This is a genomic window from Bacillus sp. N5-665 (assembly GCF_022637375.2).
GTDB classification, from domain to species: Bacteria; Bacillota; Bacilli; order Bacillales; family Bacillaceae_G; genus Bacillus_A; species Bacillus_A wiedmannii.
This window is the reverse complement of record NZ_CP093325.1, coordinates 1,240,297-1,254,601: the sequence shown is the minus strand read 5'-3', so window position 1 is coordinate 1,254,601 and position 14,305 is coordinate 1,240,297. Positions and strand designations below refer to the sequence as shown.

Genomic DNA, 14,305 nt, shown 5'->3' with positions numbered 1-14,305 from the left:
ACCGTGCCAACTTTTAAAAGTGGTCTTACCAATAATGAAAACGCATTCAAAATGCAGTAAAATCAATACTTTGGAAAATAACAAAACATTCTGTCTTTTTTTGTCGCATTTTGTATACCATGCAATAAATTGCATGGTACGCAATTTATTGCATGCTATTTTTTGCACACTCATACTTTTCTAGCTTGTAATATAAATTTCGAACCGAAATTCCTAATGCTCTTGCAGTTTTTGTTTTATTTCCATCAAACCTCTCTAAACATTCATGAATGATACGCCCTTCAAACTCTGTCACTAAATGTTCAAGTGGCTTTTCTTCTAATTCAGGTAATAATTTATTTTGTTTTACCTCAGTCTGCTCTTCCGTATGTAAAGGTGGTAAATGATGGACATCAATATATATTTCGTTATAATTCATAAAGATAATAGCTCGTCCTAAAATGTTTTCAAGCTCCCTCACATTTCCTGGCCATTCATATGATTGTAAATATGAAATAGCCGAATCAGTGAGCCCCTCTACATTCCGGCCATAATCTTGGTTAATTTTTTGAATCAATCTGTCTGCAATTGCTGGTATATCTCCTTTTCGCTGACGAAGAGACGGAATTTGAATTGGAATTTTATTTAATCGATAATATAAATCCTCTCTAAACTCTCCTTCTAGAATGCCCTTTTCTAAATTCACATGTGTTGCTGCAATTACCCGGACATTTATAGGTATCGCTTTCGTTCCACCAACTTTTACAATTTCTTTTTCTTGCAACACGCGAAGGAGTTTCGCTTGCGTATTTGCAGACAATTCTCCTATTTCATCTAAAAAGATACTACCGTTATTCGCTTCCTCAAAAAAACCTCGTTTTCCGCCTCTTTTTGCTCCTGAGAATGCACCTTCCTCATAACCAAATAGTTCACTTTCTAATAAAGTCTCGGAAATAGCAGCACAGTTTACCCGGACGAATTTATTATATTTTCGATTACTTCCATTATGAATTGCATGTGCAAACAATTCTTTACCCGTTCCAGATTCTCCGCGTAGTAATACTGTTGCTGGTGTATTCGCCCCAAGTTTCGCCTGCTCAATAGCAGCCGTTGTTTCATCTGAATTTCCGACAATGTCATCAAATGAATATTTCGCTTCTAACGTTCGAATAATTTGCCTTGCCCTATTCAATTCATTTGTTAACTTTTGAATTTCTGATACGTCACGAATTACACCAACGCTTCCTTTCAATATCCCATCCACTATAACTGGCGCTACGTTTACAATTACATCACGCTTCTTTTGTCCAATCTTCATATGTATTCCGCGTACCGCCCTACGCGTTCGAAGTACTTTCATATGCATACTTTCACCTTCTACAATATCAGTTGTAGCCGGTTTCCCAATAATGTCCTCTTCTGTTAAACCTGTTAATTTCGTATACGCAGGGTTAATTACTAATCCTCTTCCCTTTTCATCCACGACCGAAATTGCTTCCTCAGACGAGTTGATAATCGCCTCAAGTAACGTTTGAATCTCCTTTAAATCTGTAACTTCTTCCGCAAGATCTACAACCTCTGTTATATCTTTAAAAATCGCAAATGCCCCTTGCACCTCTCCTCCCTCTTTTAATATTGGAATACGGGTTGTAATAATTTTCTTTTCATTCTCTAATGTCAGTTCATAATTTACTTCTATTTGTTTCGTACGTATAATACGAAGCAACTTACTAGTCGGAATAACTTCTAAAATATATTTCCCTACCGCATCTTCTTTTTTATATCCGATAATACGCTCTGCACTTTTATTAAATAGGCGTACTTGTCCCTCTCGATCAATCACAATCATACCGTCATGCGTAGAATTTAAAATTAAATCCCCTTGCTGCGTCTGTTCTTCTAACTTTCCAATTAAACCTTCCTTCTCATGTGCTAATCTCGTAACAATTTTCGCAATATCACCTGGTATAAGAAGAGTATCTTTATGCTTTTTCTTTATTAAATCTTTATGTAAATCATCGTCACCCGTCATATCAAACATTACATCAATATGCATAGAAAGAAACGGCGTTACACTCTCTCCAATTGTAACCCCGTATTCCTTAGCCATTTGTAATCCCTTTGCTATCGGATTTATATCAATAATCCCTATAATTTGAAATATATTTGAACTTTGTAACAGATTCAGCAGTGTACTACCACCTTCACCTGCGCCAACAATTAAAACTTTTTGTTTCATATATTACACTTCCTCTCGAAGTATCTCTGCAAAATTTTTCACACCCTTATCTTACTCGTTCAGCCCCCTCTTGACAAACCCCCTTTTCATATAACATCATTAAAATAAACAAAATAATCTGAAAAGGAGCGTTTATATGCAGCGTTACCTTGCTCTATCATTAGCACTCATCCCTATTTCATTAGCTGTGTTTGGCATTAAGTTAATGAGAGATACTGTATTCGGGATTCTATTTCCTCCACTCTCTATACTATGGTTACAATTTTTAATCGGCGCTCTCTGCTTCGGGCTCGGGTTTTATATCTTCGGAGGCTTCGTCTTACACCGAGACCGTAAACGAAATAAAGTACAAGCTCGCTTTAGAAGGTAGGAAGGCCCCACTATTTATAAATAAAAAATGAGACCGTTACATGCGGTCTCATTTTTTTATTGGCAATAACATTCTTGCCGTTTCAGGATAATCAGTAATAATCGCCGAAATATTCATATCAAAATATTTACGCATAAGCGTTTCTTCATTAATTGTATAAGGGCGAACCTCTACACCACTCTCCATCGTTAATTCAGCAACGGCATCTTGAAGATAACGATAATTAGGATGCACTGCTGTGGCGCCCATTTTTTTCGCATATGCCCACGGACTATGCAAACCTTCGCGATATAAAATCGCTGTTTGAATATCAGGAGCCATCATATGACACCTTTTCATACTGTAGTGATTAAATGAGGAAAATATAACACGATCTTCTAGATTACATTTCCGTACAAGCGTTATAACTTCTTCCTCTAAACCTCTGTATGAAATTTTATTATTTTTAAGTTCAATATTAAGTAGCAACTCTGTTTTTTCAATCCATTCTAACACCTCTTCTAAAAGAGGTATTTTACAAAAACCTACTTTATCACCGAATTTATAGCTCGCATCTAATTTACATAAATCCTCATATAAATAATTACGAACCGCACCTTTTCCATTTGTTGTCCGGTCCACTGTTTCATCATGAATGACGACAACTTTTCCATCTTTCGTTAATTGAACATCGAGCTCAATTCCATCTGCTCTAAAAGATTCAGCTGCTTCAAATGAAATCATTGTATTTTCTGGGTACGTTCCCGCTGCACCACGATGTGCAAATATAAGAGTCATCCTCACTCCCCCAATCTTATGCTATACTATACGAAAAAGGAGGTACTTCTATGAGACCATTACAAATTTCTCCAGACACTGCAGTCCGCCTATCAAAAGCATTAGGTGTTCCGCTTGAACAACTCATGCATATGCCGCAGCACATTTTAATTCAAAAGTTAGTTGAATTAGAAAAACAAAATAAAGACGAAGAATAATACAGTCCTGTTTTGCAGGGCTTTTTATTATTTTCTATTATATCACGGATGACTTCCCTACTAAAATCCTTTAACAGATATACTATGATTCCATTTAATCTTTTCTTCAAACATTTATAATCAATAAATTAAAACCCCTCTTTTAATAAAAGAGGGGTTTCTTACTACTCATTTCAGTTACTCAAATTATGCAGTTTTCTTTTCTTTGTTAAAAATCATAAACAATTTATACAATCCTAAAGAAGCTGGAATATTCATAAATGCAAATGCCTCATAAGTATAATGAGGAGCTGTTTCCCATAGTAATAAGAAAGTAAACACCCCTAACGTACTAATCATCGCAATTCGTATAACTTCCGATTCATTTTCATCTTTCTTTTTATAAAGAATAATAGCCGCTAGAACAGCTCCATACACGAATAATTTGATAACATACGAATATACAGTAACGATTTTATAATTCGTTGTACTATAGTTCGATACGTAATTAGTTACAGTGTCGTTCTTCTGCTCAAACCATTGTCCAATACGGTACATGGAGAACTGGCTCGATACCCATTCTCTAGTTATTTTTTCGTTTAAATGCTGTACATAACCCATTACGCCAAGTTCATTAAAACGCTGGACTATAACTTTTTTATTATGTTCATCCAAATCCTTTGTATTTTTTATATTTTCATCATTAATATAATCTGTATCTGCCTGATTCCAAACACCATACGTATCTTTATTCAAACCCATTTGCACCCAATGGGTATATGGAATTTTTTCAATTTCATTATCGGTGCTGAGATTTAACTTTGTCGTTATACCTTTAAAACTTACAATAAGGATTAAACAAAATAAAACACTACTTAACACCTTTACAGAATACTCCTTACGAAATTTAAAAATATTTTCAATTAAAATCGCTAACGCTACCGCCAATGCTGTCGGTCTTATAATATAAGTACAAGCCGCAAAAACTCCTAATAAAATCCATAAAATAATCTTCAGCCTTTTTGTTTCCGCTGTTTTCAAGCACAAATATGTATACATCGTTGCTGAAATAAAAAATATTACTAATGTATGCGTATAGAAAACTGGCGCCTGCCAATATATAAAAATGTTTAGCACAGATAACACAATCGATATGTGGGCAACTTTAAAGTTTGTAATTTTCTTTACAATCAATACATTTAAAATAATACTACCTGTTATACATACTATTGGTAATATTTTTATCGCCACATCTACGCTTCCTACTAATTTAGCAAAATATCCTCCTAATAATACAATATGTGTATTATATGGATAAAATAAAAGCTGTCCCATTTCTAAAAATTGATTATCTCCCTTAAACACAGAGACAATTCCTTCTTTAAGGATGGCATAATCTCCTACAACAGGGTTAAATGCTATGGAAGTAATAACTATTTCCATCGTCAAAATGATTATAATACCTAAAGCAATCATAATATTTGTGTACGTTTTTTTCATTGTATTAATAACCAATTTATAATACATAAAGAAGATCGCAAATAAAAGCAACGTCGCCGCTATAACAGCACCGACTTTTTTTGGAGTGTACTCCTCAGTCGGATAAGGGAATTCACCACTCATCAAAATTGTTTTTGGGATAAAAAATTTACTTACTATCATTGAAAATATAGATAAAAACACCGTCATAACAATGATTGGGTAAGCTCGATTCACTATTTTTTTAAAAGTCATTCATCCATTCTCCTATATCTCTAACTTTTCCCAATCAATGATACGTTATAGAGATTATGATGTCAAACCCACGTATTTCCTGTACATATCCTTCTTTTCACTACATTTTTCCACATAAATTTATATATTCCCTCAAAACCCTTAAATCGAAGGAAATAAAAAAACTCCCTAAAAGGAAGCTTCTTCATAATCTATAGTTTATCTCACTATTTATAGGCAGTAAGAATCCCGGCACACCATTTGAGGAAGGCGTTAGGTGCGGGATGGGAGCCCCTACTAATTAAAGGTTCATTTTATTGCACATGTGGCGCATCTCCTGAATCGTATAGTTCTTTCGCTTTTTCCTCCCCGAATGTAGTTAAAATATAATGTTGCTCTTCTACCGCATCCATCGCTCTAGTGGCTTTACAAGTGCTACCTTCTTGGGCATCCGAGAAATAATTGTGATCTTCTACAATTTGACTAAAATCTTTTTTCGCCCATCTATCAGCAATCTCTAAAAGCTCATTTTTTTTCGCAAAGCCACTCTTATTTATGATTTTTTTAATTTTTCAGCATTATTTTGAATCATTGGAATGGATTCTGATTTTCGTTCTGCCACTACTTTTTGATGAGTCATGTGATGCATCACTGTAATGACTTCGCTTTCAGTAGAATTTTCAGTAACATACACATCAACAAAGACTCCATCTACCTCTCTACCTACTATCGTTGGATCTTCTTTTTTTCTATTTGAGCATTCACTTCTTTATCTACTGGATTATCGGCAAGTTCTAACATTCCAAATGTAACTGCAACAGCAAGAACTCCCATAGCTGCTACTATTCCTAGCCAAGTTAATATTTTATTTTTCATTTCCCTTCTCCCTATCAATACCTATTTAATTATCTTATAAAAAAACTCACTTATATGTAATATTACTAAAAACAGGATTTATCTTCCATGATATCAAATGATCTCTTGTTCTCAATAAAATAAAAAGACCAACGAATTCTAAAATTCATTGGTCATTAAATAAAAAGTTCATTGGTTTTACATTTAATATCGAGTATAAATTTAAAGAATGATTAAGCTTTACTAAAACTTAAATCCCTTACTATCTTTACTCTCAGCTAGCCTTATGTTCAAGTCTCAGCTTATCGGCAACCATTGCGATGAACTCGGAATTCGTAGGTTTTGCTTTTGACATGGATACTGTATAACCGAATAAGGACGAAATAGAATCAATATTCCCACGACTCCATGCTACTTCAATTGCGTGACGGATTGCACGCTCGACGCGGCTTGCTGTTGTATTATATTTCTTCGCGATATCTGGATACAATACTTTCGTAATAGATCCAAGTAATTCGATATCATTGTACACCATAGAGATCGCTTCCCTTAAATACATATACCCTTTAATATGAGCAGGCACACCAATTTCATGAATGATACTCGTAATGCTTGCATCTAAGTTTTTCGGCTTTCCATCTATTGTCGTTGCTGAACGGAAAGATGGAAGTGGACGTTTAATGGTAGCGTTCGCCTTACCGCTCACTTGACGAATATGACTCGTTAAATTCTCCATATCAAATGGTTTTAATATGAAATATGAAGCACCTAAGTCAACTGCTTTTTTCGTCACATCTTCTTGTCCAAATGCTGTCAACATAATTACGCTAGGCTGTCTCAGCCTTTCAATATGTCGCATTTTCTCTAATACAGCTAAACCATCTAAATGTGGCATAATAATGTCTAAAACAAGTACATCCGGCTGCATATCATTTAATAAATTTAAACACTCTTGACCATTATAAGCAGTACCGATTACTTCCATATCATCTTGAGCAGCTACGTAACTCTCTAGCATTGATACTAATTCTTTATTATCATCCACAAGACATACTTTAATTTTCTCCACAGCTTTTCCTCCCTTACCGAATCGATTCTCCGACATGTGTATCCTTCTAGGCTACATGAATTGTTCGACAATTGTGTGAAAATTCCCTTTTAAAGTTTGTTACTTTCCGATAAAATCACAAAAAAATATGTTTATCGCTCATTTATTCCCTTTCGCAACACATTCCATCATAGAAATACAACGAAACGTTCAACCCTTTTCTTTTATTTTACAACAAAAAACACCTCTTGCGGAGCTTTTACAAAATTTCAACGAATTTTTCAACAGAAAAGCGAGCTAATTAATAATTAGCTCGCTTTTCTTTCTTGTTCATAAATGTTAATTCCAGCCTCATGTAACATCCATTCAATATGAACACCATATCCTGATGTTGGATCATTTACAAATACATGTGTAACAGCACCAATTACTTTCCCGTTTTGTACAATTGGACTTCCGCTCATGCCTTGTACGATACCACCCGTTTTCGCTAATAAACGTTTGTCCGTTACTTTTATTACCATGCCTTTTGTAGCTGGAAACTTTTGCGGTACTGTACTTACAACTTCAATATCAAACGCTTCCACTTTATCTTTATCAATAACTGTTAATATTTTTGCCGGTCCCTCTTTCACTTGATGAGATAGTGCAATAGGCATCGCTTTATCCATTACGCCATTTGGTATATTTGTATTTAATTTCCCGAATATACCAAATGGACTATTTATTGTAATATTACCAATCACTTCACGATCTGGTGAGAACCTCGCTAATTTCTCTCCTGGATTCCCATGACTACCTCTTTCAATTGATGTAACTGTCGAACGCATAATTTGTCCATCTTCGACTTGAATCGGTTTTTTCGTATCGTTATCAGAAATGACATGACCAAGTGCCCCATATTTCATAGAATCGGGATGAACAAATGTCATTGTTCCGATTCCAGCTGCCGAATCACGAATATATAAACCAATACGATAAGACGATTCTCCACTGTCTTTTTGTGGTGTTAACTTAGTGCGGATATGTTTTCCATCTCTTAACAAAACAAGATTAAGCGGTTCACCTGTTTCACCACTATTATGAATAAATGGTGCTACATCACTCATTCTTTCAATTGTTTTACCATTAATTTCAGTAATCATATCTCCAATTTGCACACCAGCCGTTTCACCAGGAGATACTTTCCCTTTTTCAGTTTGAATTAAATGATGGCCTACAACAAGTACCCCTTTTGTATTTAACTTCACACCAATTGATTGTCCACCTGGAATAACTTTAAAATCTTTCAATACTTTCACATTTACTTTTTTCACTGGAAAACCAGCAAGCTGAAACACCATATCTGCTTCACCATTTTGATGAGGATTTACCATAAGTCCTTGTTTTTGTTCATTGGAACTTACTGTAAACACATGACGATCTGTAGATGAAGCTTGAAAAACTGGTAATGAAGCTATTTCTGATTGTTGCCCTTCAAAAACAACAAGTTGCTTCGGGGATGAAATAAACGTCCGAAGCGGTTTAAAACACCCAATAAAAACTAAAGAAACAAGGAGACAAAGACCTATTATTTTGCGAAATCTTTCTAATCTCAATTTGTTCACTCTCCTCGCTCCTACCCCACATTCAGCCTCTTGGCTTCACTTTTTAATCTCTCCTTGCAGTGCTTTATTTATAACCGGAAGAATTAAGAAATCATTATTTGAGAAAAAAAGCTATCCATTACTGGATAGCCTCTGCTGTCTGTTTAAAATGATGCGCTTGCGTAAGTAATTCTTTCGCATGTTCTGTCGTTAAATCTGTAATTTCCACACCAGAAATCATTCGAGCTATTTCTGTTACTTTATCCTCCATAGTTAAAACGGTAACTGATGTAATTGTCCGATCATTCGCTACTTGTTTTCGAATAAATAAATGTGAATCTGCCATTGAAGCTACTTGAGGTAAGTGCGTAATACAAAGTACTTGCGAGTTTACTGATACTCGATAAATTTTTTCCGCAATAGCCTGTGCAACTCGACCACTTACACCAGTATCCACTTCATCAAAAATAACAGATGCAACACCTTGATGCTTAGAAAAAATGCTTTTTAAAGCTAAAATAATTCGAGATAACTCTCCGCCAGAAGCGACCTTTGAAAGTGGTTTTAGCGGTTCACCTGGATTTGTCGAAATATAAAATTCCACATGATCGTAGCCATCCGCCGTAAGTCTTACCGGGGCACCCTCCACAAGAGGCTCTTCAGCATTTCCTTCTCTCTTCATGATTCTCACTTCAAATTTTGTTTTCTCCATATATAATTCTTTTAATTCCTGATGAATGGCATTTGTAAGATGCTCTGCAAGCTCATGACGCATAGTACTTAACGACGTTGCTTCTTTCAGAATAACACTTTCTAATTCCTTTAACTGCTTCTTCGTCGTTTCAATATGAACGTCTTTATTTTCAATCGTAAAAATTTCTTGTTCAATTTTATCAGCATACGCTAAAATCTCTTCTACAGTATTTCCATATTTTCTCTTTAGCATACGAATTTCATTTAAACGCGTTTCAATTTCGTCTAAACGCTTCGGATCATATTCCATCATATCGAGCTTTTCTCTAAGTTGATATGCAACTTCTTCTAATAAGTAGTAGCTATTTGCAATTGAATCATGATTTTCTTGATACACTTCATCTAAATGTGTAATACTCTCCATTTGTCCCATTGCGCTTCGTACATTATCTAACCCTTGTCCGTCAGCACTTAACGAGCGATATGCATCGCCTAATGCTTTGTAAATTTTTTCGAAATTAGAAATTTGCAATCGTTCTTCAGTTAATTCAATTTCTTCATCCATCTTTAAATCTGCCTTACTGATTTCTTCATGCTGGAATTGAATTAAATCTAAGCGATGCGCCATTTGTTGTTCATTTTCACTTAACGATTTTAACTGTTTTTTTAATTTCTCATAGTCAGCGTATACATTTTGATATATACCCAATTGTTTAACAATGCGATCTCCATCAAAATGATCAAGCATAAACATATGACGCTCTTCATTCATTAAATCTTGTGTTTCGTGCTGCCCATGAATATCAACAAGTGTTTTTCCAATTTCCTTTAATATACTAAGGGTGACCAGTTTCCCATTTACACGACATACACTTTTTCCGTTTGCAGCGATATCACGCTTCAAAATAATCATGCCGTCTTCTATTTCTATATCCAACTCTTCTGCCTTTTCAATACACGGATGCTTTTCATCTTCTACATAAAATAGCCCTTCTATCTCAGCTTTTTCTGTTCCGTATCGAACAAATTCCGCTGAACCACGGCCACCTACAAGTAAACTAATCGCATCAATAATAATCGATTTTCCGGCCCCTGTTTCACCACTTAAAACCGTTAACCCTTTTTGAAAAGAAATATTTAATGCCTCAATAATAGCAAAGTTTCTAATCGATAATTCCGATAACAATGCCCCATTCACCTCGTTATAAACTAATCCCCTATTAAGGGCTTTTCTCAGTTCTTCATTCAAATAGTCATACTATATGTTTGTATGTATAAATTACTTTTCTAACCGCTCCATTGTACCAAACATTCGTTTTACGGGTCAATCCACCTATTTTCTAATTTTATTCAAAGAAAATATTATATTACAATTAAGAATTCACATTTTTAACCAATAAAAAAATCCTGTTCACTTTCCACTTTACAGAGGAAAGCAAACAAGATTTTTTTTACAACATATTTAAGAAACGATCAGAGACAACACCTGTATCTTCAGGTGTACGGCAAATAATTAAGCAAGTATCATCACCACAGATGGTTCCGATGATCTCATCCCACTCTAAATGATCAATAAGTGCTCCAAGTGAATGAGCGTTACCAGGCAGTGTTTTTAGCACAAGCATATGTCCTGCCGTGTCTAATTTTACAAATGAATCCACTAGATTGCGTTTTAATTTTTGTAACGGGTTAAATCGTTGATCTGCTGGCAAGCTATATTTATAGCGCCCATCATGTAATGGCACTTTCACTAAGTGCAGTTCTTTAATATCGCGCGATACTGTTGCTTGCGTTACATTAAATCCCTCATTACGTAAAATATCAACTAATTCATCTTGTGTTTCAATTTCTTTGTTCGCAATAATTTCCCTGATTTTAATATGGCGCTGACCTTTATTCATACATTTGCACCTCACACTATCTCTTACCATAGTTTAAACATTGGTATACTTCACTTATTTATGTTAACTTATAATTCGTTGCTTGTACACAATTGTTTTTACAATCATTATACAATTACAACAAAAAGAGGAACAACATATGTTATTCCCCTTTTCCTTTTTGTTTTAGGACATCATGCGCCTCTGTAACTACTTGCTCAACAGAAACTGGAGAATGATTTTCGCCATTCTCACGTTCACCATGCCATTTCAGATGAATTAAAAATTCAATATTACCATCCCCACCCGTAATTGGTGAGAATGTTAAACCTTCTACGTCGTATCCTTCTTTTATAGCAAAGTCGACAATCATTTCTACGACAGCCTCATGTACTTTTCGATCACGAACGATACCTTTTTTCCCAACTTGCTCTCTTCCAGCTTCAAACTGTGGTTTAATTAACGCTGCTACATCCCCATTAGGCATAAGCATTGTTTTTAAAACCGGCAATATAAGCTTTAATGATATAAATGAAACATCGATACTAGCAAATTGCGGTAAACCACGTTCTAAGTCTGCTGGTGTCACGTAACGGAAGTTTGTCCGTTCCATTACGACAACACGCTCATCTTGACGCAATTTCCACGCAAGTTGATTGTATCCTACATCTAATGCATAAGATAATTTCGCTCCGTTTTGAAGCGCACAATCTGTAAAGCCACCAGTTGATGAACCAATATCTATCATAACTTTATCTTGTAAATCCAGGTGAAATGTCTCCAATGCCTTTTCAAGTTTATAACCACCACGGCTTACATACGGCATAACTTGTCCCTTCACCGTAATCTCTGTATCTTGTGGGATCTTCTCTCCTGGCTTATCAAGTCTCATCTCATTCGCATATACAAGTCCGGCCATAACGGCGCGTTTTGCTTTCTCACGTGTTTCTATAAGTCCTCGCTCTACTAATAGTACATCTACTCTTTCTTTTTTTGCACTCATTTGTTACGCCCTTTTTTGTTTTGATGGAATCATTGTATGAATACGGTCTACAACAGCATCTGTCGTTAAACCAATTTCTTCTAATAATTTTGTTACACTACCGTGCTCTATGAAACGGTCTGGAATACCCATTCGTTCAATTAACGCACTATGGTACCCGTTCTCAGACGCAAATTCAACTACTCCCGTTCCAAAACCACCAATTAAGCAAGCTTCTTCAATCGTTAAAATCGGTATATTTTTCCCTAAGAGATCATGTAAATATGCTTCATCCATCGGTTTAATAAAGCGAGCGTTCACTACTTTCACTGAAACTCCAGCCTTTTCAAGGCGCTCAGCTGCTTCCATTGCCATTGGTATTGTCGTACCAAATGTTAAAATAGCCGCTTGTGTACCTTCTTTTAACGTTTCCCAAGTACCGATTGGAATCGCCTTTAATTCTTCATCCATATGAACACCAAGTCCATTACCGCGCGCATAACGTAATGCGATTGGTCCATCTTCATATTGCATCGCCGTATATACTAAATGTTGCCCTTCATTTTCATCTTTCGGCATCATAAGTACCATATTCGGCAAATGACGTAAGAATGAGATGTCAAATACACCTTGATGCGTTTCACCATCTGCTCCTACTAAACCAGAGCGATCGATTCCGATGAAGACATTTAAATTTTGGCGGCATATATCATGAACAACTTGATCATATGCTCTTTGTAAAAATGTTGAATAAATCGCTAAGAATGGCTTCATTCCTTGCGTTGCCATACCCGCCGCCATTGTTGTAGCATGCTGTTCTGCAATACCTACATCAATCATACGATCCGGGAATTCTTTTTGGAATTTCTCAAGTTTCGATCCAACAGGCATTGCAGGTGTAATTGCAACGATACGCTCATCCGTTCTCGCTAGCTTAAGTACTGTATCACTAACAACAGCACTCCATGCTGGTGCAACTTCTTTCGGTTTAACGAAGTCACCTGATTCAATTTTATAAGGTCCTGTTCCATGCCAAGTTCCAATAACATCACTCTCAGCTGGTTTAAAACCTTTTCCTTTTTTCGTAATAACATGAACAAGCACTGGGCCTTTTGTTTTCTTTGCATATTGCAACGTTTCGAATAACTTTTCATAATCGTGCCCATCAACTGGACCTAAATATGTAAAGCCTAATTCTTCGAAAAAGACACCGGATACTAGTAAATATTTAAGACTATCTTTTATTTTCTCTGCTGTCGCAGCAACTTTCCCACCGACTGCTGGGATTTTCTTTAATATATACTCTAGTTCATCTTTTACCCAATGGTATTTCCCTGCGGTACGTAGACGTCCAAGTACATTATGAAGCGCACCAACGTTTGGTGCAATTGACATTTCATTATCATTCAAAATAACAATCATGTCTGTTTTTTCATGTCCAATATGGTTCAATGCCTCTAAAGCCATTCCGCCGGTTAGAGCACCATCTCCAATGATTGGTATAACATATTCTTTCGTTTTCTTTAAATCACGTGCTAGAGCCATTCCCATTGCAGCAGATAATGATGTCGAGCTATGGCCAGTTTCCCATACATCGTGCTCACTCTCGCAACGTTTTGGGAAACCACATAGACCTTGATATTGCCTTAATGTACCGAATTCCTTTGCACGTCCTGTTAAAATTTTATGTACATAGGATTGATGTCCTACGTCCCATAAAAATTTATCTTTCGGACTATCAAATAATTTATGCAGAGCAATTGTGAGTTCTACTACACCTAAATTAGGTGCAATATGTCCACCTGTTTGAGAGAGCTCTTCAATTAAAAACTTACGAATATCCTCACTCAATCCCTCTAGTTCACCGATAGACATATCTTTCAAAAAACTAGGGTTTTGAATTTGCGTTAGATCCACATGGATCACTCACTTTCATTTCATAATCTGTCAACATGTCAAATATTATAAAAAACATTTACACAAAACAAGAAATTATCTTTTTTTATT

Annotated in this window: 11 protein-coding genes and 1 pseudogene; 2 read left to right on the top strand and 10 right to left on the bottom strand. The window is 35.7% G+C overall.

The features are described from left to right. Positions 1–145: 145 nt before the first annotated feature. Entirely contained in the window at positions 146–2,218 is a 2,073-nt protein-coding gene (locus MNO09_RS08955) for a sigma-54 interaction domain-containing protein (RefSeq protein ID WP_000810987.1), read from the bottom strand. A gap of 136 nt (positions 2,219–2,354) precedes the next feature. Between MNO09_RS08955 and MNO09_RS08950 the strand changes: the two genes are divergently transcribed. Continuing rightward, positions 2,355–2,588 carry a DUF2627 domain-containing protein gene (locus MNO09_RS08950; protein ID WP_001190198.1) on the top strand — a complete coding sequence of 78 codons (234 nt, stop codon included), beginning with the start codon at positions 2,355–2,357 and terminating at the stop codon, positions 2,586–2,588. 48 nt (positions 2,589–2,636) lie between these two features. On the opposite strand, the gene MNO09_RS08945 is transcribed toward MNO09_RS08950, so the two are convergent. Next, positions 2,637–3,365 carry a glycerophosphodiester phosphodiesterase gene (locus MNO09_RS08945; RefSeq protein WP_000172570.1) on the bottom strand — a complete coding sequence of 243 codons (729 nt, stop codon included), beginning with the start codon at positions 3,363–3,365 and terminating at the stop codon, positions 2,637–2,639. 50 nt (positions 3,366–3,415) lie between these two features. Between MNO09_RS08945 and MNO09_RS08940 the strand changes: the two genes are divergently transcribed. After that, positions 3,416–3,562, top strand: coding sequence for a YycC family protein (locus MNO09_RS08940; RefSeq protein ID WP_001247671.1), 147 nt, complete (start codon positions 3,416–3,418; stop codon positions 3,560–3,562). Positions 3,563–3,748: 186 nt separating this feature from the next. Here MNO09_RS08940 and MNO09_RS08935 read toward each other — a convergent pair whose 3' ends face one another. The 8 genes and pseudogenes from MNO09_RS08935 to dxs all read right to left on the bottom strand — a co-directional run bounded on the left by MNO09_RS08935 (position 3,749) and on the right by dxs (position 14,215). Further along, complete coding sequence (locus tag MNO09_RS08935) at positions 3,749–5,275, bottom strand: glycosyltransferase-like membrane protein (protein WP_000143143.1); 1,527 nt, start codon at positions 5,273–5,275, stop codon at positions 3,749–3,751. Between the two features lie 293 nt (positions 5,276–5,568). Next, a pseudogene (locus MNO09_RS08930) lies at positions 5,569–6,130 on the bottom strand (PRK06770 family protein). A gap of 253 nt (positions 6,131–6,383) precedes the next feature. Next, positions 6,384–7,178, bottom strand: a complete 795-nt coding sequence (gene spo0A, locus MNO09_RS08925; RefSeq protein ID WP_033657730.1) for a sporulation transcription factor Spo0A — start codon at positions 7,176–7,178, stop codon at positions 6,384–6,386. A 287-nt stretch (positions 7,179–7,465) separates the two neighbouring features. Further along, positions 7,466–8,764, bottom strand: a complete 1,299-nt coding sequence (spoIVB, locus tag MNO09_RS08920; protein ID WP_002096319.1) for a SpoIVB peptidase — start codon at positions 8,762–8,764, stop codon at positions 7,466–7,468. Between the two features lie 118 nt (positions 8,765–8,882). Beyond that, positions 8,883–10,622 (bottom strand): DNA repair protein RecN, encoded by a 1,740-nt coding sequence (gene recN, locus MNO09_RS08915; RefSeq protein ID WP_000947769.1) that lies wholly within the window; start codon positions 10,620–10,622, stop codon positions 8,883–8,885. Between the two features lie 265 nt (positions 10,623–10,887). Next, positions 10,888–11,337: an arginine repressor ArgR gene (gene argR / locus MNO09_RS08910; protein WP_001032581.1), complete on the bottom strand. Its 450-nt coding sequence runs from the start codon at positions 11,335–11,337 to the stop codon at positions 10,888–10,890. A 142-nt stretch (positions 11,338–11,479) separates the two neighbouring features. After that, a complete protein-coding gene (locus MNO09_RS08905; RefSeq protein ID WP_001274751.1) occupies positions 11,480–12,319 on the bottom strand; it encodes a TlyA family RNA methyltransferase in 840 nt (279 codons plus the stop codon). Positions 12,320–12,322: 3 nt separating this feature from the next. Then, positions 12,323–14,215 (bottom strand): 1-deoxy-D-xylulose-5-phosphate synthase, encoded by a 1,893-nt coding sequence (dxs, locus tag MNO09_RS08900; RefSeq protein WP_000366437.1) that lies wholly within the window; start codon positions 14,213–14,215, stop codon positions 12,323–12,325. Positions 14,216–14,305 lie beyond the last annotated feature (90 nt).